This window comes from Phormidesmis priestleyi BC1401, assembly GCF_001650195.1.
GTDB lineage: Bacteria > Cyanobacteriota > Cyanobacteriia > Leptolyngbyales > Leptolyngbyaceae > Phormidesmis_A > Phormidesmis_A priestleyi_B.
This window is the reverse complement of the sequence record NZ_LXYR01000043.1, coordinates 20,552-44,577: the sequence shown is the minus strand read 5'-3', so window position 1 is coordinate 44,577 and position 24,026 is coordinate 20,552. Positions and strand designations below refer to the sequence as shown.

The window sequence follows — 24,026 nt, the reverse complement described above, 5'->3', positions numbered from 1 at the left end:
GGCTCGTCGATGCTGATGATCAAGGCACGGCTTCAGACTTCACGGCGGTTCGTAACGAAACCTTAATAGAGCAGGGAGCTGGCTACACCTCCATCAAGCTTTATGGAGCGGCAGTCAGATCTGAAGTTTTGCGGATGGCAAAAAAATACGACGATGTGGTGATTGATGTGGGAGGTCGAGATACAGCAGGACAGAGAGCAGCTCTCTCGATGGCGAATGTTTATGTGATTCCCTTTCTTCCTGGCTCTTTTGATGTCTGGACATTAGAGAGTGTTGGCAAGTTAGTCGAGGAAGCCCGCGCTTTCAATGAGAATCTGAAAGCCCTCTGCATCATTAACCGTGCAGATGCAAAAGGTTCAGATAATTCGGATGCCGCAGCAATTGCCAAAGACACACCCGGTCTAGAATTCATTGATGCTCCATTAGGAAGCCGAAAAGCCTTCCGATCAGCAGCGTCTAATGGACTGGCAGTGACCGAATTTAAGCCATCAGACTCGAAAGCGATCGCTGAGGTCAAAAAACTCTATAAGCTTCTTTTTGATGCCTAAGTGATGTCATGATGGAATTATTTAGATGGTAATTCGAGATTGTTTAGAGTCTTTAGAGAAATCAATGTGAGGTCAGATGGTTGTTAGACGGAAGCCAGCAAATGTTGATGAATTTATTCAAGAAGGTGGATCAGTGCCTCAAGTGGCATCCCCTCAGCCCTCAGAAGAATCTGGCGAAGAGGAGATAAAAGGTCTAAAAATGCGGTTGCCTATCGAGCTTCTGAAACGAGTGGATGAGGCGGTTAAAAGCCGTCGTCCTGCTCCTAGTCGTCACCAGTGGATTTTAGAGGCGATCTACGAGAAATTGGAGCGTGAGATAGCTAAGTAACCAACACCAAACCGCTCCTTCAGTGATATCACTTTGATGTTATTTAAGTCTCTAAATGAGATTAACTGGTAGTGTTTCAGAGATGTTGTTGGATGAACTAGATAATTGGTCCAGTAGACTTTCTACAGAACTTTACAACACGTCTAGAACACTACCAATGAGATTAACTTAATTAGTCAATCTAGAATCTGATCACGGTTGATAACGATCGTGATCAACCTGAACTGGCAAACTTTAGTGCTTATCTCAGATTGAGACAGGTTGTCTCAAAATCAGTGCAGAACTCAGCGTGATTTCAAGGGAATCGAACTCCATCTGCTGACCTCTAAAGACAGAATTGATAAATCTACCAAGTAATTGCGTCACTGGCATTCAACCTTGGGACATTCGAGTATTATCCCAAAGAAGTTTTCAGCTTTCAGTTCAGTTTTGGGATTCTCACGCTCAGGATGGGCACTCTGCACTAGAGCCTAATTCCCCACCATCGCCTTCTCTGCCATGACACCAGTCCTCCAAGTTGGCAGCCAGCCGTACCATTGCGGCGACTGAACTCGTGCCGCTGCTGATGCAGTATCAACTGCTGACTCCGCTGATTCGCGAACTGCTCATTGACCAGGCGATTGAGAGCGTCAACTGTAGCGATGAGGAAACGGAACACGCCCTTGAGCAATTTTATCAAGCCCACCAATTGACCGAAGCCTTAGCCCAGCAAGCCTGGCTGACTCAGACCGGAATGACTCTGGCTCAACTGAAAGTGCTTGCCATCCGTCCCTTGCGGATTGAGAAATTCAAGCAGCAAACCTGGGGCGGCAAACTGGAGTCCCTCTTTCTCACTCGGAAGCTGCAACTCGACCAACTGATTTACTCCCTGATTCGCACCCCCGACCCGGAAATTGCCCAAGAACTCTACTTTCGCATCAAAGCTGGGGAGCAATCCTTCGCAGAACTCGCCTGCAAATATTCCCAGGGACCCGAAGCCGAAACAAATGGAGTAATCGGTCCGGTGCCCGTCAGTCAACCGCACCCTGGCATCGCCGACAAGCTGATTCACAGCCAACCCGGTCAACTGCTGCCCCCCACTCAATTAGGAGACTGGTACGTGATCTTGCGGCTAGAGAACCGCATCCCAGCACAACTCGATGACCCCACGCGCCAGAAGCTCCTCGACGAATTGTTTGATGCTTGGCTCAGTGACCAGTCATCTCAGCCCCAACCCGTGCCTTCTCAATCCCCGTTGCTTGCCGCTGCATGACCTCTACCACCACCTCCCCTTACAACTTTCTAGCAGTCACTCCCCCGTTTGATCGGCTTCCCCCAAATGTTTTAGAATCCGTTGCCGCTCAGATGAAGCGACTGCGCTATCGCATGGGACAAGCGATCGTCGTCCGAGAAACGCTCCCTTCCCAAGTCGCTATACTCTATGAAGGACAAGCTCGCCTCCTCGGATATTCCCCCCAATCCACGCTGCCCGACACCTTAGAGCGGCTTCAGCCCGGTGCCCTAATTGGGTGGGCAGGACTGGTGCGCGGCGTTGCCTGTGAGACCGTGATCGCCTCCGTGGAATCGGTTTGCCTCACCCTCTCAACTCGTGAATTCCGGGCGCTCTTGCAGCAAGAACCCGACTTTGCCGCCGCGTTTCAGCAGCAGGCTGGGATCGTCGAACTCTACGATTTGCTAGCGCTCGAAGTGCAGCGACGAGCTATCGGAGAAATCGACCTCACGCTCTTGGCACAGAAGCTCGTGAGTAAAGTCACCGTGCTGACCTTGCCCAAAGGGAAAATTCCGTTGAGCCAGCTTGAACCCAACCTCCTGTGGTTGCTCAGTGGCGGCACGACGAACTTCACGATCGGCGATCGCATTGATTCAAGCGACGCTCAAACCGTTCTACAAATCGAAAGTCCTTCTGCCCGACTAATCGGCATTGGGCACCTCCCCCTGCTGCTGCTCAATGCGTCCTTGGACGAGGAATCGGTGACTAGCTCAACCGACGACCTGACTCCTTACGCCCCTCAACGCCCGATCCCCCTCGACGAAGCCGACGATCCCTCCAGCTTCAAGAGCAAATATCCTCATGTGCATGGGCGAGGGCCGATCGACGGCTCTCTTGCCTGCTTTCAAATGCTCAGTCAACACTGGAACATGCCGTTTCGTCGAGACGTGATGAAACGGGCATTAGTGAATCAAAACCAGCGAGCCGGAACCCTGTCCCTAGGGTTCTGTGGGGCGGTCGCTGAACTCATGGGACTAACCGCCCAACTGGCAACTGTGCCCGCAGAAGCCGTGAGTCGGCTGCAAACCCCGGTGATGTTGCCCTGGCAGGGAAGCTTTGCCCTGCTCTACAAAGCCAGTGAAAAAGAACTGGTGCTGGCAGTTCCTGAACAAGGAATTCAACGGCGCAAACCTGCGGACTTCATTGAAGCTTGGGGCGAAGAAGGCGAGGTTCTGCTACTGCAACCCACCAAAGAGACCCCTCAGAAAAAGTTTGGGCTGCACTGGTTTCTACCGTCGGTGATTCGGCACCGCAGAGTCTTAATCGAAGTTCTGATTGCCTCCTTTTTCGTGCAGCTTTTCACGCTGGCGAACCCGTTGATCACCCAGGTGATCATCGACAAAGTGCTGGTGCAGAACGGGGCAGACACCCTGAACGTCTTTGGCACCCTGCTGGTGGTCATGGCAGTTTTTGAAGCACTGCTCACGGGACTGCGAACCACGCTGTTTGTGGAGACCACGAATCGGATCGACATGGCATTGGGGTCTGAGGTGATCGACCACCTGCTGAGGCTACCGCTCCGCTACTTTGAGAAGCGCCCAGTCGGAGAACTCTCCACTCGCGTCAATGAACTGGAAAACATTCGGCAATTCCTTACGGGTACGGCGCTGACAGTGGTATTAGATGCCGTCTTCTCAGTTATCTACATTGTGGTGATGGTGTGGTACAGCCTCTTGCTTACCTTCGTCGCCCTGGCAACCGTCCCTTTATTTGCCCTCCTCACGCTGACCGTTGCGCCGATCATTCGGCAACAGACTCGCACCAAGGCAGAACGCAATGCAGAAACGCAGTTCTACCTGGTCGAAGTGATGTCGGGGATTCAAACTGTCAAAGCGCAGAACATTGAACTCAGAGCGCGGTGGCAATGGCAGGAACGCTATGCTCGCTATGTCAGCGCTGGGTTCAAGACGGTTCTAACTTCGACCACGGCTGGGTCGATGAGCAGTTTTCTCAACCAGCTTTCGAGTCTGTTGCTGCTGTGGGTTGGGGCATCCCTGGTGCTGCAAGGCAAACTAACTTTGGGACAACTGATCGCCTTTCGGATCATTGCAGGCTACACCACCAGTCCTCTGCTACGTCTGATTCAACTGTGGCAGAACTTCCAGGAAACCGCCTTATCCCTAGAGCGATTAAGCGACATTCTCGACACCCCCCAAGAAACCGAGGCGGACGATCGTAAAAACATTCCCATGCCTGAAATTGAGGGCACGATCAAATACGAAGATGTCTGCTTCCGATTCAATCAGCAATCTCCCCTACAGCTCAACCACGTCAATTTTGAGGTGCCCATAGGGATATTTGTCGGCGTAGTCGGGCAGAGCGGAGCCGGAAAAAGTACGTTGACCAAAGTGCTGCCGCGTCTCTACGATCTAGAATCTGGACGCATTCTGATTGATGGTTACGACATTCACAAAGTAGAACTCTACTCACTCCGACAGCAGATTGGCATGGTGCTGCAAGACACGATGCTGTTCGATGGCACGGTGCAGGAGAACATCGCCCTCACCAACCCCGATGCCACCCCAGAAGAAGTGGTCGAAGCCGCAAGAATTGCTTTTGCTCATGACTTCATCATGAATCTGCCCCAGGGCTACAACAGCCGAGTGGGAGAACGGGGGGCTTCGCTGTCGGAGGGACAGCGCCAACGGATTGCGATCGCCCGCACCGTGCTGCAAAACCCCAACCTGTTGATTCTCGATGAAGCGACGAGTGCGTTGGATCTGCACAGTGAGCGGCAGGTGTGTCAAAACCTGATGACCACTTTTCGCGGACGCACCGTGTTTTTCATCACCCATCGGCTGACAACGATTCGCAGCGCAGACCGCATTCTGATGATGGATCAAGGGACGATCGCGGAACAGGGAACCCATGAAGAGTTGATGGCACTGAAGGGGTTGTATTACTGCCTCTGTAAACAACAAGAAGCACAGGAGTAGCAACATGACCACCACAAACGAACCCAATGGGTCAAGGAACGGAAATGGCAAACGCCCGCCTTCAGAACCCGCAGCTCCCGCACCGAAAAGGCGTTCACCCAAACAGCCTCAGTTCAGTCACCCCCTGGTGGTGCAGCAGTCTCATCTCTGGTCGCGGGCGATCATCTGGACGCTGATCAGCGTCACCACGTTGGGAGTACTCTGGGCGTGTTTTGCCAAGATTGAAGAGGTCATTCCGGCTCAGGGGAAGTTAGAACCGCAGGGAGCGGTTAAAGATGTGCAGGTTCCGGTGAATGGCGTGGTCAAAGCCGTGAATGTCAAAGATGGTCAGCGGGTGCAAGCGGGCGAGTTGTTGTTAACGCTCGACCCCACGACTTCACAAGCGCAGTTGGAGTCCTTGAAGAAAGTTCGCTCAGCACTGGTGCAGGAAAACGAATTCTATCAGGCACAGATGACCGGAGCATCGGGGTCAAGCCTATCGATGCAGATTGCCCCGCAGTTTCTGAGCTTGACCAAAAGCCGAGCGTCGCTGGTTGCAGAGAATCAACTGTTCCGAGCACAACTGGATGGCTCAACGTCGGAAAATCTGACCGCAACACAACGAGAGCGGTTGCAGTCGAATCAAACTGAGTTGGCAACCCGCACCACGGCAACGCGGCTAGAAGCAGCGCAGTTCGATCGTCAACTCAGTCAAGCACAGGTGAAGCTGGTCACTGCCAAGAACACGCTGGCAATTAATCAGAAAATCCTTGGCAACGTTCAGCCACTGGCGGAGACCGGAGCAATTTCTCAGATTCAGCTCCTCAAACAACAGCAAGAGGTGGAGGCGAATCAATCCGAGGTGGCGCAACTGCAACAGGAGTTGATGCGACTTCAGTTGGCGATCGCGGGATCTCAAACTAAGGGGCAGAATACATTGGCAGTCGATCGCAAAGACCTTACCAAACAACTTTCGGATAACCATCAAAAGATTGCTGAGATTGACACGCAGTTGACGAAGGCGATCGTCGAGAACAATAAAAAGCTGGCGGAGATCGACAGTCAAATCAGTCAGGCACAGCAGACGTTGAAGTATGGAGAACTTCGCGCTCCGGTGGCAGGAACCGTGTTTGAGTTGAAAGCCGGTACACCTGGGTTTGTGGCGACTTCAACTGAGCCGGTGCTGAAAATTGTGCCGAATGACTCTCTGGTTGCGAAGGTGTCCGTGACCAATCGCGATATTGGCTTTATTAAAGCGGGAATGCCTGTAGATGTGAGGATTGACTCGTTTCCTTTCAGTGAGTTCGGGGATGTGAAGGGAACTCTAATTTGGATTGGTTCGGATGCGTTGCCCCCAACACAGATCCAGCCTGACTACACGTTCCCCGCCAAAATTCGGCTAGAGCGGCAGTCCATCCAAGTGAATGGTCATTTAGTGACGCTGCAATCGGGAATGTCATTGAGCGCCAATATCAAAATTCGGAAACGAACGGTGATGAGTATCTTTACCGACCAGTTTACGCGCACCAGCGAGAGCTTAACCTTTGTTCGATAGGGTTTTATGAACGCATCTGTTTCACTGATTGTGACGGCCTACAATCGGCAGCAGTTCCTGGCTAAGACGATCGAGAGCATTTTGGCACAGACCTACTCAGACTTTGAACTGCTGATTTGGGATGATGGATCTACCGATCACTCGGTGGCGATCTCCCAACAGTACGCTGAGCAAGATGCCCGCATTCGGGTGGTTGCGGCAGATCATCGGGGGTTTGCTTCTGCACTCAGGGCAGCGATCTCTACGACGACAGGCGCTTATCTGGGTTGGGTCGATAGTGACGATTTGTTGGAGCCGACGGCTTTGCAAGAGACAATCTCAGCACTAGACGCAGCGCCATCGGTGGGCATGGTTTACACCCAGTATCGGGTGATCAATGAGGAAGGCGTTGATCAGGGTTTAGGAGTTCGCAGCCAGATTCCCTATAGCTCAGATCAACTGTTGGTGAGCTTTATGACGTTTCACTTTCGGTTGCTGCGGCGCTCCGTGTATGAGCAGATTGGCGGGCTTGATTCCAGCTACGATCGGGCGGAGGACTATGACTTGTGTTTACGGTTGTCGGAGGTCACAGAAATTCAGCAGGTGCCAAAACCGCTCTATTGCTACCGGCAGCACGGGGGGAATATGACCAATGACCAACTGGAGCAGATTCGGTGGTCGTATCGAGCGAGTGTTGCGGCGCTGAAACGGCGGGGGTTGGAGGAAAGCTATGCGATCGACCTGCGAGTGGTTAGTCAGTTTGTGCTGCGACGGGTGTAATTACGAAATCAAGATGTTCTGAGTGCGGAAGCGTTCCAAGGTTTGCAGGATTGCCCATCGATGGATAGAGAAGACGGGCGCAAAGAGGGGCACCGCATCAATCAGGTCGGCTGGAGAGATTTGGGCAAGAGGGTTCTCTCGTTCTAAGTAGGCGGAGAGGCTGAGGTGAGGGGTGAGGGGAATGCCTAGGGTTGCGATCAGGGCTGCGACGGGAGGTATCTCAGGTAGCCCGATTAGCGACGAGAGAGCTTGAGTAAGGGCACTAGGATCTAAACTGTGACGACGCAGCAGAGTTTTCCAAAGGTAGCGCAGAATCAGACGAGTATGATCTTCTAAGCGATAACTGCCTGATGTTTTCTGCATCGCAGTCAGAATCATGGCTTCTGAATAGCTGAGGGAAATGGGATCTGGGTGAGTTGGATGATTCAGGAAGTACTGATTTTCCTGCTGAGTGATCTGAATGGGAGGCAGTTGCCAGAGGTCTTGCGATTGTTGCAGCAGTTGCCAGTGATGGGGCTGAATGTTGGGTTGCGACTGAGCGAATTGCTGAAAGCGTTGCCAGAGAGTGTTGAGGGTTTGGGCGCGAGTCAAGTAGGGAGTTGATTGGGTAATTTGCTGATCCGACCAGCGATGGTACGTGACGGAGGTGTGAGGAACGTAGAGGAAACGGAAGCCAGAGAGGGCAGCGATCGTCAGGTATTCGCGATCCATACAGACGGGCGTGTTGGGGTTCCAGACTTGGAGAGCGTGAAGGGTTTCGGCGGCAGCGCGGCGTAACAAGTAGCTGTGGGGCGGGTGCCAATTGTCAATGAGGGTCTGGAGTAAAAAGTCGTCGTGTTGCTGGCTGGTGAAGTGAAGTCGGGTACTGGACTGGCGATCGTGATGGAATTGCCAAGTCCAGTTGCTGTAAGCGATGTCGTAAGTGGGGTGGGCTTCTAGAGCCGCAACTTGACGAGCGATTTTGTCTGGGGCAAGGGTGTCATCAGCATCCAGCCATTGAATGAACTCGCCTTGAGCGTGAGTGAAGCCGAGGTTCCGGGCATGATTCGCGCCTGTCTGGGAACAGTGCAGAATTTTGAAGGGGAAGGGAGATTGGGGAACAAAGCTTTGTGCGACGGTTACAGAGTTGTCTGTGGAGTTGTTATCGATGAGGAGGATTTTGAGGTTGTTATAGGTTTGCTGGAAGCAGCTTTCAAGGCAATGGCAGAGAGAGAAAGTTGCGTCACGACAGGGAATGATGATTGAAACCGCCGTTGATAAATTTCTAGCCATCTGAAATTACCAGAGAAATTAAAGCGATACAGTTAAGCAGTTCATCGCCAGTGTCTTAGCATTCATATCCATCACACTCATCAGACGCTCCCACCTACCTCAATTTGCAATTGCATTTTTAAAGGTGCGGTTTCTTTAAAGGGAAGGTTTCGACTGAGATGACATCAAGCGGGATGTGCCACCGAAAGCAGCGTCAGAAAGCCGTCTCGATGCTAGAGAGTGTCACTTTAATCATGCTTGCCCACATCTTTTGGCTTTCAGGTGTAGATTCCATCCACTCACTCTCTGGAAGACCGTTTCCCCAAACTAGAGGCGGAAACCAGGTATTTTCTTTAGTGGAATCACCACGACTCGCTAAATTAGCAGATGTCCAGAAGCGATCGCCATCTTCAAGCTTTCCGTATGCAACATGAACGGACCAAGCGTTTTCTCGCTCCTGTAATTGCCAAAACTCAACTGCGTAAAGTGTCTGATCTCCGTAGATAACCCAATGGTTTTTAAGTGAACCTTGCCAAGTTTTGGTAAACCCAATGTCTGGGAATGCCTGTGCTAGTGAATTTTTAACTTTTTCTTGAATTGGTGAGGTAGACATAGCGGTTTCTTTGCGAAGAGGTATTTTCTACCCATAGACTGGAGCGTTGTGTGACCTCGGCAGAGCCTTCCGTGCGCGTTTTGAGATTACCCTCATCATCATAGGTATACGAGTACTTGCCATCGGAGGAGAGTTGGTTGTTTGCCCCAGTGACATAGCCCGTGTTGGTGCGATTGCCATTGGCATCGTAGGTGTAATTCTCATCCGTCCGTGTCGTGGGGCTATAGTCTGCCTGCTTTAGTTCGTTGTTATTGGGGTCTGAGGTGCAGTGGAACGGAAAACCGGGTTAAGAGGACAATTTGAATAGCCAAATGAAAATGGACAATCTGGCGTGCTAATGTTCGCGCCCAAACACAGCCTTGAAAGTTCATCCCTACAAGGCTTTCAAGACTTATCGCTTCTCGTGACAGATTTGCTTCAATGACTTCAGGTCAAAAGCGAGCAATCTCTTAGGAGCGCTGGTCAGAATGGGTATACCCTAACGAACCCATCCTACCAGTCCTAGCCAAAAGCAAAACTGCCGATGTTAATAGGCTACATCCTATTTGGCTATGTAAATTGACCACTTAACCCGGTTTTCCGTTCCACTGCACCTCAGACCCCAAATTCAACAGCATTTGATCCTGGCAATGGAGGCAGCTTATCAAGCTGGAGAAAAGCCTGTGACTGGGGCGATTGTGGAGTCAGTACTGTCGAAACAAATGGATGAGTTGGAACCAAAGTTGACGCGACACGGTTACGATCTGCGGGGCTTGGCAGACCAGTTCCATGCAAAACCAGCGGAGATAAAGCTACTATTTCGGGGTCAACTCGATCCGGCGCGGACGAAGGAGTTAACCGACCAGATGTTAATGGCTGGGTTGCCAATCTAGCTCTGTGATTGAATTTGGGCACCTCAATTTATAGTTGCAGTTAATGTGGGTCGGAATGGATGATTGTGGGTGGGTTGCAATTAATCTGAGTTCAGTTGCAGTTAATGCGGGTTTGAGCGACCGGATAGTTGCAGTTAATGTGGGTTCAAAATCGCGATGATTGCGGGTTTGATGATTTATGATTGCGGGTCGCTACAGTTAGTTGAGGCTGTAACAATCTAAAACTCGCGCTATTTAGGGTCAATTCCCATTGAGAATGCGTTGCGATAATCATCTTTTAAGTGATCGACTGGCGTAGCGTTGGTTGTTATATAGGTCTTGTATTCGTCAAGGGTGTTGGCGTGTAGTGAGAAGACGAGGGCTTTGCCGATCGCAACTCGGTCTGCTTTTTGCATAAAGTCTAAAGTGTCTTTGCCTAACGCTGCTTTTGCCCAAGTGAGGGGTTGCGGGCTTGCGATTGTATATTCTCCAAACGTTCTAATCAAGCCTTTGAAATTGAGATCATCATTAATATCTTTAATCGCTTCGTCAGATAACCCCGCTGTTTTTCCCTTCAGGTAAGTTTCGACAATTCCCTGTTCTACATCCACCATGTTGAGGTCAAACTGCATGGGTGAAAGGGTATCGGTTGAGACAGGATTTTTAGGATCGGTTGGCTTGCCTCGACTCATTAAGCGATTGATTATTTGAATGTTTGAGTTAAATAGGATTTTGTTCACGTCTTTGAGAACTTGGAGTGCTTCTTTAGAATGTAGACTCCAGCCCACTAACCCTTCAATGCTGCCGACACTGTTGCGATTGGTGACTTTGGCAGCAGCCCCAAAAAATCTGACTTTTTTGGGCAAAATCCCTTCTGCTGCTAACGCATCGATCACATCATAGTAAGCACTTCTTTCGGCGATCGTCTCATACTCTTCAGGATTATTGTTTTGAGTATTAAAGATTGCAGCTTTCACAAATGTGTTCTCAGTGGTTGATAGTTTTCCGATATCTGCTCCCCAATTATTCATACTGACTGCATACCAATCCTTTTCGGTGCGCTGTTGAAACAAAGTGACTGGTTTTCTGTAGATGTGGGGTAATAATGCGTTTGATTGCACTACTGGAGTTGACGGTTGGCTTGTTAAATTGGGGTGAGTCGCCATCACTTGTTGAGCCACGCGATCGGCTTCTTGTTCAAATGAGTCAGCAGGGTCGCTAATCGAAACCCCATCTGCGGTTGGAGCACCTGCGACGGCTCCGCTAGCTTGCTGGACAGTATGGACAACTTCATGGGCGATCAACTGTTGACCTTCTGACGATCGAGGATTATAGCTACCCGTACTAAAGAAAATATCTTGACCTGTGGTAAATGCGATCGCATTGACAGAGCGAGATAAGCGATCGGCTTCCTGATTCGTATGAATCTGCACACCCGATAGGTCAGATCCTAAGTTTTGTTCTAAATGCTGCTGAATGCCTGCGTCTAAGGGATTTCCTCCCCCGGATGCTGCTTGGATGCGTTGCCCGATCGAGCCGTTAGGACTCTCATCTGCATGATTTGCGGTGCGCTGAAGGGTGCGCTGACTCGGAACTGATGCGGGTTGTGGCACTCCTCCGATCGCGCTGGGTGACGAGGCGCGAAAGCCTAAAAATGACGGCAACAGTTGCCCCACATCGATATGCAACCCCAGCATTAAATGGCTGCCCTTGGTATTGATCTCCAGATTTAGCCAGTCAACTTTGGGCACTGGCAGCACTTTTCCGTCGAGTAGACCGAGCGAGAGTCGTCGCGCTTCGGGGTCTGACACAATTCCTGCAAGTGCCCCGGCTCCAATCACCGTAAACGCGCTGATTACCCCAACTTTTTCGCCTCGATTGAGTCTGCGCCAGTCCGACTCGGCGCGATCGCTCACCCGCGTTTTCAAAGTCGTCAGGGTGGGATCAAGCTCAACCACAACCGCTTTGAGCAGATCGCCTGCCGTTGCCGATCGAGGAGTTGTTGGCTGCTCTGAAGGTGCCCCAGCAGACTTTTTCTCGGCATCGGGCTGCTTAAGAACGAACGTTGGGAGAGTGTCTACCAGCGTAACCTGGGTCAGTTGGAGCTTGAGAATAGCGGGATCTAAGATCTGAGCAGTGGCTTGTTGGATGGGCAATGACGGGTCTAGATCGAGATGATAGTTCAAACCCAGACCATATCGTGAGGCTGGGTCGGGCGGTTGCAGTAGGGCAGGAGTCGTAAGCTGAAAATTAGGAACTGGGGGCAAGCTGTCTTCTCGCTGCACGGGTTGAGAACTGCTCGATCGCTGCAAATATAGCGGCATCCCAACCGCCGCTCCTGTTTCGTGCTCTACAGACTCTTTACAGGGGCTGGTAGACATGGGTGGGTGCTGACCTTTGGAGTGGGATTGATGCGCCTTAGAAAGAACTGTTTTCATGGGTCTCCTGTTTAAGTAAACGTCAGTTCGACGAGTTTTTTCGCTTTGTTTTGAGCGGCTTCAGCCCCCTAAATCCCCCATTCTGGGGGACTTTGAATCGGAAGTCTCGGCTCAAAGTCCCCCAGTTTTGGGGGATTTAGGGGGCTTCCCGGATTCACAATCGTAGCTAATCACTTGTGTCGAACTGACGTTAAATAAGACTTGCTAGGGGGTGAACGTTGGTCTATCCATCTGCCAAGGGTTACCGCTTCCCCAACCACTGCTTTGCCACGCTGTTTCCTGACTTGCCAGGGCACTATAGCTGCCTGTGAGAGCGAGAGTGCTTGCACTACTCGGCTTGCCATAGAAACTGTTGCTGGGGAAGAGGCTGTGCCGTACCAGGCGAAAGCTGCTCGTACCGTCTGCCATAATTGTTAGCTGTGCTTCTGTCCAGATAGGGGGAAAGTTTGTTTGAGGAATAGTGTTTGCCACAGCAGTTCCAGAGAAGTATCCCACTCCAGCACCGATTCCGGCTCCAATCAGAGCACCTACCCCCGCCCCGATTGGGCCACCAAGGGAGCCAATCAGAGCACCTCCTTTCGCACCCAAAAAGGCACCTGCTCCAATTCCGACTCCAGCGCCCACCACACCCGCAGCAACGCCCGCAGAGATTGTACGTGCGCCGACTAATTGATTAAACTGAACTCCCTGGATACCGCCTCTAGTAATATCTGTTCTATTGCTAATGGTGGGGAATCTTGCAGACGCAAGCCCAAATTGGCTAGGACTTGCGTAAATACCACTATTGCTATAGAGACCAGCAGTAGCTATTGTTGCCGAGTCATTGGTCGTCAGATATCCGTGTAGATAATTGGAAAAGCGAAACCCAGAACTTCCTGTAATAAAGCTTTCACTAATAGTTGCAGGTGGGGCCGGATCTGGTATCCCTAATCGCCCTGAACCAGCAGGTGACGCGGGATCAATCCAACTCACTGACCCCGTAGATGCTTCAATCGTGTGCGGAGAACTTGCTGTTCCCTGACGTTGGATGGTGCCTGTTTGCTGAACTACATGAGTTAACTCATGGGCAGTTAATTCATCTTTGGCAGGAGCTTTTCCGGCACCAAAGTAAACATTCTGCTGGTGGGTGAAGGCTTGAGCACTTAAGTCCCAGTTCATCTGAACAGATTCGATGCCTGTATGCACCCGCACCTGACTGAAGTCAGCGCCAAAGCGAGGTTCCATGAACGATCGCACCTCATCCGACAACGGACTTCCACCGCCCTTACTTTGGTTCAAGCGAGATTCGGTTGCTTCACTGACCTGTGAACTGCTCTGGGTTGAATTTCGCTGAATGGAAAGCGCGATCGACTCTGTGAACGGATTAGTTTGCACTGCTTTGGATAGGACTTCTCGTTGAGCGGTTAGCGATGCCTCTGCTTTCGGCATTCTCATGATTTGCTGGGCAACCCGATCGGCTTCTTGTTCATACACATCTCCCGATTCGCCTACCGCTAGCTTGGGTTGGACAGAGATGCTCCGCTGCAAATAAAGCGGTATCCCAACGGCTGCTCCAGCCTCGCTCTGGGGCGAATCGATTTGAGTGTCGGGTATCGGCTGACGGGTTTGAACGGATTCGGGCTTTTGAGTAGGGGTAAATTCCATAGGGGTTTTAGGTTAGAGAGTGCTGGCGCGATCGCTGATTAATTCTGCGGGGAGTTGTCGGCCTAGTTTGCGATATTCGCTGTCAACTCCTCGCACCACGTCTGTGAAGGTAATGGGGCGGGTTTGACTCTGAGCAATCACTGCGGCTGCCAACACTGCATTGCGAATGTTGCCGCCGCTCAGATCGACGGTTGCGGCAAGCTGATTGAGTTGAGATTGCGTCAGGTGATGATTGCCCAAGTGGGACTGCCACAGCGATCGCCGTTCTTCGGCTTGGGGGAGTGGGAACTCAATGATCATATCCAAGCGGCGAGAAAAGGCAGAATCAAAGCGGCTGCGGCTGTTGCAGGTGAGGAGAGTAATGCCATCAAAGGACTCGATGCGCTGAAGCAGATAGTTGGTTTGAGCATTGGCGAAGCGATCGTTCGCTTGTTGAACATCGGTACGTTTGCCAAACAGCGAATCGGCTTCATCAAACAACAAGACGACCTCAGCTTGTTCGGCTCGTGAGAGTAGCTGCGACAAATTCTTCTCGGTTTCGCCGATATATTTGCTGGTAATGGAGGCCAGATCGACTCGATAGAGCGGCATTCCTAGCTTTGTGGCTAACCAACCTGCTGCCAGAGTTTTGCCTGTGCCCGATGCGCCGACAAACAGCGATCGCACACCGGGATGGTAGCGCACGGTGGCAGAGAGTCCGAGTCCGGTAACAAGGCGATCGCGATGGCGACAGCGCAAAAATAGCATCTGGAGTTCGTCGCGCAGAGCCGGAGTCATCACCAGCGCCTCGTCAGGAATAGCATCGGTGAGCGGTTGAGCTAGGGCACCGAGTCCGACTCCTTCGCTGGCCCACGCGGCAGCGGTGACGTGTTGTCGGGTGGGGTGGTCGTGTTGTTGAAGATGCTGGTGGTGTTGGGTCAATCGACCGAGTTGGGCAATGCGTCCGCTGCTGTGCCGATGCTGCTGGGCTAACTCTGCTGAGAGAGTTTCGTTGCCGATCGCAAGTTGCCAAAGCTGCTGTCGCTCTTCGACATCGGGGACGGGGACGACCCAGTTCAGCACGGTTTCGGCGGTGGCTTCGATGTTGCCATCAATGCCGCAGACGACGAGAATCGGCTCTGAATAAAACGGCAACGCGGGTAAAACCTTGCGTTCTCCAGGGGCGAGATCATAGCAAAAGACTGGGATCAGATGCCGGAGCAATAGCCACGGAGCGAGATTAACGGTTTGATCTGTGGCAACAAATAACGGACGGCGCTGAAGTGCGGTTGCGATCGCGGCTGCGACTGATTTTCCTTCAATCTGCGATCCGGTGCGTAAGACTAAAACTCGCTGAGTTCCTAGCTGAAAACTGGTTGCCCAGCGTTTTGCTTCGGTCAGGGTCGAAGTTGCTAACGGAACGGCGTAATCATCTAACCCGATCGTTAAGTCGGGAAGTGAGCGATCGTGTCCCCGCAGGGCTAAACCCATGTGCAAAGGTACTTTAATCGATTGTTCTGGGAGCGGTGCTGATTCGTTGAGCAGTTGCAGTAATCCGCTAGCGATCGCATTACCAATCATCAAGCGGTCGATGATAGAAACGCTGCCTGACAACGGCGAGAATGCTGAAGAGAGTAATCCTAACGTCGGACGTGAACTGCCAAGGGGTGCTTGTAGATACGCTAAAATGCGACCTGCGATCGGGTCTTGTTCAATCGCTAATGATAATGAGATAGCTAATACTTCAATCAGACTTAATGATAGTGATTTTGCTAATTTCAGCAGTGAATAATCGCAGGCGGCAGGATGACGAAGGTAGGTTTTGAGGGCATCAACCCAATGCGGTTGATCGACCGTAGCGATCGCTTGATAGTGGCGGAGGTGCTGTAGTTCAGAAGAAGCTGGATTAACGAGAAGTTCGTGGTCGAGCGTGGCAGCGATCGCGGAAAATGCAACGGTCTGAAGGGTAACGATCGGGCGATCGACCGAGTTCTTAATTTCCATACCCGGCTCCTGTGTAGTGAAACGCGACGACTCGACCAAACCAGGGCACCCAGCCCGGATCGAGGTCTAGCCCGACGCGACGAATCCGAATGTCAGCTTGCTGAGGCTCAAACCAAACATCAATATGAGTCGGCGTGATGGAAACTTGCCCCGATCTAGCGACTAAATTGTGTAGTCCCATTTCAGCATTGAGACGGCACCAGCGGCGCATTGAGGTTAGCCAAGAGCGGAGTAAATCAGAGTCTGAACCATCATTTGAATGTTCAATAAGCGCAGCCCGAACGGGATCATCTTTAGGAATTTTTAACCGTTGTGCGATCGTATTTAATAACCTTCTCGGTAAATTGAATTTGATTAGAGCAGGATTGGATTCTAAAAAGGATTCGATTTTTAAGTGAATCATCAATGGTAATAGGAAAAATAAACCTGAAAACGCACTAAATTGAGGACTCTCTAAATACGAATAAGAATCTTGTCGTTGTGAAGTATTTGTAGATGATAGTGATTCGTTCAACACTGAGCGAGAATCTTCTGAAATCGCAATGGAACGCTCTAGAATTATTGATTGATCAGACTGAAATAGCTTTTCTGAATTGCTAATTTGTTGAATTATCTGCCGCGATCTCACGATTAACTGTTCATCTAAGATAAATCCAGGCTGTCCTACAATGAGTACAATTGCGGTGAACCAAAGCGATCGAGAATCTTCAATTCCCCAAGCTTCAATCCAATCCTGAAGTAAATTAATCCAAGGTTTTGATAGAAATGCTATTGATAGCGGATTTTTTAACTCGATCGATGAATCTGATTTTATCCATCCACAGGCACGTAACAAAGCTGCTCCATCCTGCCAGGTAAGCGATGAAAGCATCGGAGTGATTGCATTCTGAATAAATAATTCCTGCATGAGAGACACGATCGCAGAAACTCCGATCGCAGTTTGAGCAACTCCATAAAGCACCCGACGTAACCCTTCTTCTCTGGACAAATTAGGCTGCCAGTTAACAACCGCTAACCGCCAAAACCATTCATCTGCGCTGAGATGATTTGCCAATCTCACAGCTAGACACAAATAAGGTTCAATTTGATCTCGAAAATAAACCGCGATCGCGCTATCCGCTGTCGGATCTTCCGCATGAACTGCCATCATGCCAATCTGCGCGAATCGTTGCTCTATCACAAGTGCCAGAGTTGCCGAACTTTGCTGGCTGTGAATCTTGCCAACATTGAGCGATCGCACCAACAACAGCCGCCCACTTTCGGGAAACGATGCGGTGTGCAACGCATCTTCTAATAGCACAGCACCCCGATGAATGAGGGCTTCATCGTGCGATCGAAGACGGACAGTGTGAACATGGCGTTTCATGGCGGTGAATAGTGTTGTTGACGTAAATTCGATGAGGTTTTTTGCTCGTACATACAAGTCTTTCTGACTACGTTCCAGTTCTCTTCGCCCCCTAAATCCCCCCCCTCTGGGAGACTTTGAGCTAAGGCTTTCGATTTCAAAGTCCCCCAAATTTGGGGGATTTAGGGGGCAGAAGCCGACTGAAACGAAGCGATCGACAATTTCTGTGTACACGGTAGATTCTGGGAGACTTTGAACCTTCACGATCGTAGAATCAGAGTTTGATTGAAAGCACTCGGTTCGGCAAACTGCACACGGGCATCTGCCGCTAACTGCACATTCGGCTCGTAAGCCTGAACAATTCGCGCCGACGCTTTGCCTGATGCCAAATCTTCGACTACGCCTTGAGCAACCACGAGATTGAGCGATGAATAAAGCAGCACTTGCATTCCAACGCGCACCGTTGCAGTGTCGATCGCGAGTTCGATCCGACTTCCTGGATTGACGATCGTAGGCTTGCTCAGACGACCCGAAATAATCTGATTCACGGGCGCATGGCTTGCTAACAGAATGCAGACTCGTACCAAATCGCTAATTAGCGTCACCGCATCGGGCTGTAGCGCGTCGATTTGTTGATAGAGCCAATCCACCATCGTTTGAGTTTCTCGTCGCTCTAAAAGGGCAATTTCACCCCAGCGCGGCAAACTCGCTAGATTTCGCAGATTGACAGGCGTATCGTATTGGCTAAGACGCTCCGCCCACTCTAGGCGAATCACGGGCAACACTTCACCAAAATTGGCATACAAACAGGCAGCAACATGAGCAATTTGATCGAGTTCTTTTGCAGCTTGCTGAGAGACATCACTGCGCCCGTGCCCGCCATCGATCAAATCTCCTAGAGACAAAACAGCCGTTGATTGATCTCGAAGTTGCGTCCAGGTTAGTCCTGAATAGAGGCTGAGATTGAGTTGTGCAACCTGCGATCGCGCTTCTGCTACAACCGTGTGCTGAGTCATGACCGTCTGCTGAATGCGTTGTCCGACTTGAGTGGCTGAAGCGAAGCTCACAGTGTCATATGGGAAAGACCGAATTGCACGCTGCTTGGCACTTTGGAGCGCCGTGAACATCGTCTCAAACCGATCGAAGCGATCGATCAAACGCGGAATGTGAGTGAACCACTTAACCGGAGCTTCTCGCAGCGCCTCAATCATCGATCGCAACTCTAGAGGCATCGCAATCTGACGATTAAAACAAACAGGAATCGGTGACGACGTAATGCCAGGATCAAGCAGACGTGTCGGCGCATCCAGCATCACTGGCGTAAATCGTGGACGGTGAAACACCAAAAACGTGACGTGCTGCTGCAAAATGACATCGCGACGCTGATTGATGCCATCAATTCGCAGTTGTTCTTCGGCAAGGAGGGCACGCGCTACCGAAACATCGTATCGGGCTTCGGCGAGAGAGATCCCGATCGTGGCAAGGCGTTGATTGATTTGACTCACTACGCCCCGAAGCTGAGTGAGAACCGTTTGACAAGCCGCGATCGCACTTCGATAATCTTGCACTCGTCCTTCTGCCAATCGCAGCGCCGCAACGGTGTTATCCAGCACTTTTACCCCATCAGAAAACTGTGCTGATTCATCGGTGCTGGTCAGCGTATCGCCTAACCGAATTTGGTTGAGCAGTGCTGCATTTACGTCTTTAAATTTGGCAGTCGTACCCGGAATGCTGACTTCACCAAAATCGATGCCTAGATTGGCAAGACTCTCGATCGTGTCTGCCCGACTCGACAGGGTAAAGATTCTCGCTTCGACTGAGGCAGAAGCCTGGAGCCGTTCGGCAACGGTGACGGTACGACTAACGGCACCAATGAGGGGCGATTGTTCCAATACATCATCTGCGCTGGGCTGGTAAAGCTGTTTAGAAGCCAATAGCGTTTTGTCTGACGTTTGCTCTTGAATGATGTCGAGGCGATTTCGAGTATCTTGGGTTTGTTTGAGTTCAAAGGCGGAAGATTTTGAGAATCTGACATCACTGAAGTTAGTGAAAGCCGTTTGAGTTAACAACGATTCGACCAACACTGCTTTGCGGGGAGCCGCTGCAAATTGGGCGGTTTCTGCTGCCAAAATGGTAAAGCTTGGAGGGGTTCGACCCGCTGGGACTGTTGCTGTAGACTTAGCGCGAGTAAAGAAAGTGTTTAGCTGTTCTTGAGTAACGCGGGCACTTTGACCCCCTTCTGCGATCGCGGCTAGGGCTGGCGACGTTGCCAATCGAGCCGCTTGATCAGTCCCCAACACAAACTGACGAATCCGATAGATATCGGTTTGTACTCGCAAAAAATGAAAATCAATCCGATCGTTCGCTTGCTTCACTTTGGTTTCGAGTAGCGTAATAAAGCGCTCTAGCCCGATCGTCGAAAGTTGGCTTGCCTCTGCGGGGAGTTGCGCGGTGAGTTGATTGCTCAAGGTTCGTAGGGGCGCAACTCCTCGAACAGTATTCTCAACGGTTGTCGCAAAGTCTTCTTCAAAGGGCGTAAGCAATTCAGCCCCTTGAATCCACGTCCAAGAATCGCTGTTGGTGTGAGGGGTTGCCCCGACTGGCAAGGTGTCACCGACCCAAATCGTGTCATTGGCTGGCAATGCACCCGCCGCCGATTTGCCTGTGTGTCCCCATGCGGCGCGACCGTCATAGAGTGTAAAAGAGATTCCGTTAACAGTGGTGTTTTCTAACCCTACCAGGCTGGCAGGGACTTCTAACCTGACCCAAGATGCGGTCGCTGGGAGTGCCCCTATAAACTGACGGCTGGCAGTGTTGGGATTCCCAAAATTAAGTAGGTTTTCGCCCCAATAAGCGCGATGCTCCCAGCTTCCGCCGACGTTCCATTGCATCATGATTTCGCGGGGCGGATGGTCGGGATCGAGATAGACGTAAGTTGTTAAGCGATCGCCAATCGAGATCGATAATCCCTCAGTTGCGCCATCAAAAAAATGTTGATGTAATCCAGTCGCTAAGTTCGATTGATGGGCACGAGTGCTAGTAAAGGGAGTGGGGGGTTGTGTGAGTTCGTCTTCAAACCGATCGGGGTCTGGGTCGGGATAGTCTGGAGCAGTTCCGGTCATGGCTTGGACGAGTAGCGTATTGCGCGATCGCACAATGGAGCGACGATTGAGCCACTGCGATCGCCGAATCACAAACTGCTCGATCGTGCGCTGAAATTCTGCATCGACCGCTTCTGTTTTGAGTAAGTCAGGCTCATACCAGGCTTGCGGAACCGGGGCTAAGATCTGTACCTGATCGGGTTTTGACACATCAAACGGCACGAGAGACGCGCCCGATTCTAAAACAATGTCCAACTGTTCTAGGGGAACGGGAGCCGCCTGAATTTTGTAAGAACTAGGGAAGAAGTGATTTTGACCTAAACCGGAGTTAGTCCGTAGCTCGATCGCGGAAGTCGGCAACACTCCGACAGGTGGTAAATAGAGAAACTGATCGGCTACTTGCGAGATCGAAACCGTTGTTAGGTCAAGCTCTGATAGCTGTTCGGCAAACTGCTGGACTCGCGCCTGCCACAAAAACGGACTTCCCGCATTTGCCACGAGTGGATGGCGACGTTTTGGCAATCCTCCAGCGCGGACGACCGAATAGCGATCGCTAAATAAAGGCTTCCAATCGGTATCAAATCCGATTAGTGCGATCGGGACTCCGATTTGTTCCCACGGCAGAAGTTGATCGGGCGTGTTAGCTTTCTCAGCGCTAAAAATGGTGTAAGCTAACCGATTTCGCCACCGTCCTAATGCACTGGGCTGAGTGAGATCGCCCGATTCGGGTAACGCCAGCCACTCAGAAGCCCAGAGATACAGCACCAGACGGCAACCATCTACGATTTGCCAATCTTCAAAGGCATCATTTTGCGGATCTGTCTCACACGAATCTCTCGGATCATTGCGCCCAACTAACTCTGCCACGATCGGCTGAAGAACTAAGATTCCGACTCGTGGAAGGGTGGCAGCAATGCCATTTGCGATGAGTTTCCCTAGCGTTTTTCCTAATTTTCGCGATGTTAAGATTCCGGTTGGCGCTGACGTTGGTATTGGTATTGGCGTTGGGCTATCTAAAATCGCAGCCGACGCATAGACGCGAACATCCTGTACTGCAACTCTCAGCGTTCTCGGAATCAAGATATCTTCGCCTGTTGCCGTGATGCCAGTCCCCGCCGCAATCTGATAATGAGCCGAATCCGGTTTCTCTAAATCGACTTCTAGACCTGTGATCACACCCGGAGAGAGCAATTGTCCCCGCGTGGCTAGAATGCCAGATCGTCCTTGTTGCTCAGTGATCAACGCTCGATCGCTGAGTGCCCGACCGGAATATAAATTAAGACGACGTTGCCAGCCTAAGTTAGCATCGGGCTGCATCGGCGGAGAGACATCGACAATATGCTCACCGTTGAGCGATTTTTTGATGGCATTCACGTCCATTATCGTAGCCCTCCCAATCGGTTGGTTAACGTCGTTTTAATCAGATTACCAACGCCGCTCGGATTGGTTCTGGCAACATCGGTTAGCTGAGATGAAAACGCTTGTAGTTCCGTTTCTGACAGTTGGCTGGCTAATCGATCGAGTTCTGGGATAGTGCCAGATTGAGCGACTGTATCCGCTATCGCGTCGTCTTTTAGCTGAGAATTCGCCGCCTCTAATCGCAGAATTCCTTCTCCAAGTTTAGGATCGCCAAATCGATTAGAGACTTGTAGCACTGATGCTTGATCGAGTTTTTCAGAAGACGGTTCCCCTCCCAATTCCACAGGTGTTTTTGCGGCTTCTAATTCTTTGATCGCACCGCTTAAAAGCAGCTTAGAAGTTGTCAGCTTCGGTGAACTCAATAGCGATGTTACATCTGCATTCGCCGCTGCGGTTGCTGTGTTTCTAATGGTATTGACTCGATTGAGTAATCCCGCTTGATTTAGCGTTGTGATTAGATTTTGTTCTGTAATCACTTCGTTGGTCACGATGCGAACATTAAATCCAACATTGGTCGCTTGATAAGACAAATTGCGCCTGCGAACAAACCAGAGCAAATCCGAACTCGCTAGTGCTTTTCGCCATTCTGCATCGACTAAATCTTGAGGATTGACGATCGGGATGGGGAATCGAGGCAACCGAATCTGCTGCAACGACAAAAGCGGCGTGCGTTTTGCCACCAGTCCCGGAGCCACCGCAGGCAGCGATCGCGTCAAACTCCTTAGAGTGCCCTGCAATTGCTGAAACTGTTGCCGATTGACGGGCATCAGCACCAAAACGCCGATCGAGTCGAGTGCCTCATTGGTCATTGTCAAATCGATCGGGGGCAACAGCAAACTCTCTTCGACCAGTGCCGCCAACTCATCGGACGGCACCAGCGAGAGACTGACATCCACCGTGGACGGAAAATAAATTTGCGTAAAATTCGTGGGGTCGATCGTGGCGCTGGGCATCTGACCCGTCGGAGGCAATGCCGCAAAATAATCGGTGGCGCTAAATCGCTGTCCCTGATTGCTCTGATTGCGCGATTGCAATACTTCTTGCAACTGCTGATCATATTGCTGCACATAGGCTTCTCGCAGTCCGCGAGGAGTCGCCCCAAAGCTCAACAAACTTTTTTGCTCGGCACCGACTTCTCGCCGCACTAAGTAGGGATCAATCCACTCAACCACGCCCCGATTTAAGCCCACCATTGCCAGAGGCAACGCATTGGCAGGCAAGCCCCGCATCGACCCTTCCACAAAAATGTCTCGTGCCACCCGCGATCGTCGCGCCTCTAATCCGCCACTGCCGCTGTCAGCATAAGGAATCAGCGTAATGGCAACTGCCTCAATAATGTCGCCATCGTTCACCGATCGAGGAGCCGTCAGCGAGGTTGGATAAGACGCGATCGGGTTCGCGGTGTATTCCACCGATCGCAGCGCAATGATAAACAAACCCGACGCATTTCGAGCCGACTCGCGAGGCACTGGAGCCAGCCCAAACGCCGCATCTAATCGCTGAATTTCAGGAATGTCTACCAGGTTAACCGTGCGTGATTGAGGCAACACGACCAGTTCGCCGCCGGGGGTGACTCCGTGCCCTGCTTCGATATAAATCGTACTGGCAGCGTTGTTTGGCGGATGCTTGACTAATAGACCCTGCACGATGCCAAATCCACTTGCCCGCGCTAGGTCAGTCTGTCGCGTCAGAAAGTAATTTTGATCGCGGGTTAGATCTTTCGCGGTTAGAAACCGACCATCAAAATAAAACGGGCGAGATCGTCGACCGTCGAGAATCACTGTTCCTGCCTGAGTCATGGCAGCGAGTTCGGCAGCGTCAACACGAGAGCGAGAAGAACCTTGAGTAAACATAAGACGTAAGGGGTATAGGGGCGCTGTCCTTTAGAAATGAACCCTCACCCCAGCCCTCTCCCTGGGGAGAGGGAGCCAGAGTCCGATTTTCCTGGGGAAGGAGAGGGCTAAAACTCTTGTCCCCTCTCCTTAGGGGAGAGGGCTAGGGTGAGG

The 24,026-nt window shown here is 51.2% G+C and carries 15 protein-coding genes; 7 read left to right on the top strand and 8 right to left on the bottom strand.

The window, feature by feature from the left end:
* From A8707_RS29215 to A8707_RS19170, 6 genes are all read left to right on the top strand, one after another.
* Nucleotides 1–548, top strand: a 548-nt coding sequence (locus tag A8707_RS29215) for a chromosome partitioning protein ParA (protein ID WP_068818816.1), incomplete at its 5' end; no start/stop codon positions are given.
* A 76-nt stretch (nt 549–624) separates the two neighbouring features.
* Nucleotides 625–876, top strand: a complete 252-nt coding sequence (locus tag A8707_RS19190) for a hypothetical protein (RefSeq protein WP_068818815.1) — start codon at nt 625–627, stop codon at nt 874–876.
* A 517-nt stretch (nt 877–1,393) separates the two neighbouring features.
* Entirely contained in the window at nt 1,394–2,128 is a 735-nt protein-coding gene (locus A8707_RS19185; RefSeq protein ID WP_231948147.1) for a peptidylprolyl isomerase, read from the top strand.
* Entirely contained in the window at nt 2,125–5,082 is a 2,958-nt protein-coding gene (locus tag A8707_RS19180) for a peptidase domain-containing ABC transporter (RefSeq protein ID WP_068818814.1), read from the top strand. Before A8707_RS19185 ends, A8707_RS19180 begins: the two co-directional genes overlap by 4 nt.
* A gap of 4 nt (nt 5,083–5,086) precedes the next feature.
* A complete protein-coding gene (locus tag A8707_RS19175; RefSeq protein WP_074382532.1) occupies nt 5,087–6,616 on the top strand; it encodes an HlyD family efflux transporter periplasmic adaptor subunit in 1,530 nt (509 codons plus the stop codon).
* 6 nt (nt 6,617–6,622) lie between these two features.
* Nucleotides 6,623–7,375: a glycosyltransferase gene (locus tag A8707_RS19170; RefSeq protein WP_068818813.1), complete on the top strand. Its 753-nt coding sequence runs from the start codon at nt 6,623–6,625 to the stop codon at nt 7,373–7,375.
* Here A8707_RS19170 and A8707_RS27025 read toward each other — a convergent pair whose 3' ends face one another.
* Nucleotides 7,376–8,647, bottom strand: a complete 1,272-nt coding sequence (locus A8707_RS27025) for a glycosyltransferase family 2 protein (RefSeq protein ID WP_074382531.1) — start codon at nt 8,645–8,647, stop codon at nt 7,376–7,378. It lies immediately after the preceding gene.
* Nucleotides 8,648–8,840: 193 nt separating this feature from the next.
* Nucleotides 8,841–9,239 (bottom strand): hypothetical protein, encoded by a 399-nt coding sequence (locus A8707_RS19155; RefSeq protein ID WP_068818810.1) that lies wholly within the window; start codon nt 9,237–9,239, stop codon nt 8,841–8,843.
* Between the two features lie 629 nt (nt 9,240–9,868).
* Between A8707_RS19155 and A8707_RS19150 the strand changes: the two genes are divergently transcribed.
* Nucleotides 9,869–10,111: a hypothetical protein gene (locus A8707_RS19150; RefSeq protein WP_068818809.1), complete on the top strand. Its 243-nt coding sequence runs from the start codon at nt 9,869–9,871 to the stop codon at nt 10,109–10,111.
* Nucleotides 10,112–10,341: 230 nt separating this feature from the next.
* Here the strand turns inward: A8707_RS19150 and A8707_RS19145 are convergent, their stop codons facing one another.
* The 6 genes from A8707_RS19145 to A8707_RS19120 all read right to left on the bottom strand — a co-directional run bounded on the left by A8707_RS19145 (nt 10,342) and on the right by A8707_RS19120 (nt 23,873).
* On the bottom strand, nt 10,342–12,528 hold the full coding sequence (locus tag A8707_RS19145) for an eCIS core domain-containing protein (protein WP_082906434.1): 2,187 nt from the start codon (nt 12,526–12,528) through the stop codon (nt 10,342–10,344).
* A 204-nt stretch (nt 12,529–12,732) separates the two neighbouring features.
* The gene (locus tag A8707_RS19140; protein WP_068818807.1) at nt 12,733–14,172 is read right to left on the bottom strand and encodes an eCIS core domain-containing protein; all 1,440 of its coding nucleotides are present in this window, start codon (nt 14,170–14,172) and stop codon (nt 12,733–12,735) included.
* Between the two features lie 12 nt (nt 14,173–14,184).
* Entirely contained in the window at nt 14,185–16,155 is a 1,971-nt protein-coding gene (locus tag A8707_RS19135; RefSeq protein WP_068818806.1) for an ATP-binding protein, read from the bottom strand.
* Nucleotides 16,145–17,521 carry a hypothetical protein gene (locus tag A8707_RS19130; protein WP_068818805.1) on the bottom strand — a complete coding sequence of 459 codons (1,377 nt, stop codon included), beginning with the start codon at nt 17,519–17,521 and terminating at the stop codon, nt 16,145–16,147. The genes A8707_RS19135 and A8707_RS19130 overlap by 11 nt, the downstream gene beginning before the upstream one ends.
* 239 nt (nt 17,522–17,760) lie before the next feature.
* Entirely contained in the window at nt 17,761–21,981 is a 4,221-nt protein-coding gene (locus A8707_RS19125) for a hypothetical protein (protein ID WP_068818804.1), read from the bottom strand.
* Complete coding sequence (locus A8707_RS19120) at nt 21,981–23,873, bottom strand: hypothetical protein (protein ID WP_068818803.1); 1,893 nt, start codon at nt 23,871–23,873, stop codon at nt 21,981–21,983. Before A8707_RS19120 ends, A8707_RS19125 begins: the two co-directional genes overlap by 1 nt.
* Between the last annotated feature and the right edge of the window lie 153 nt (nt 23,874–24,026).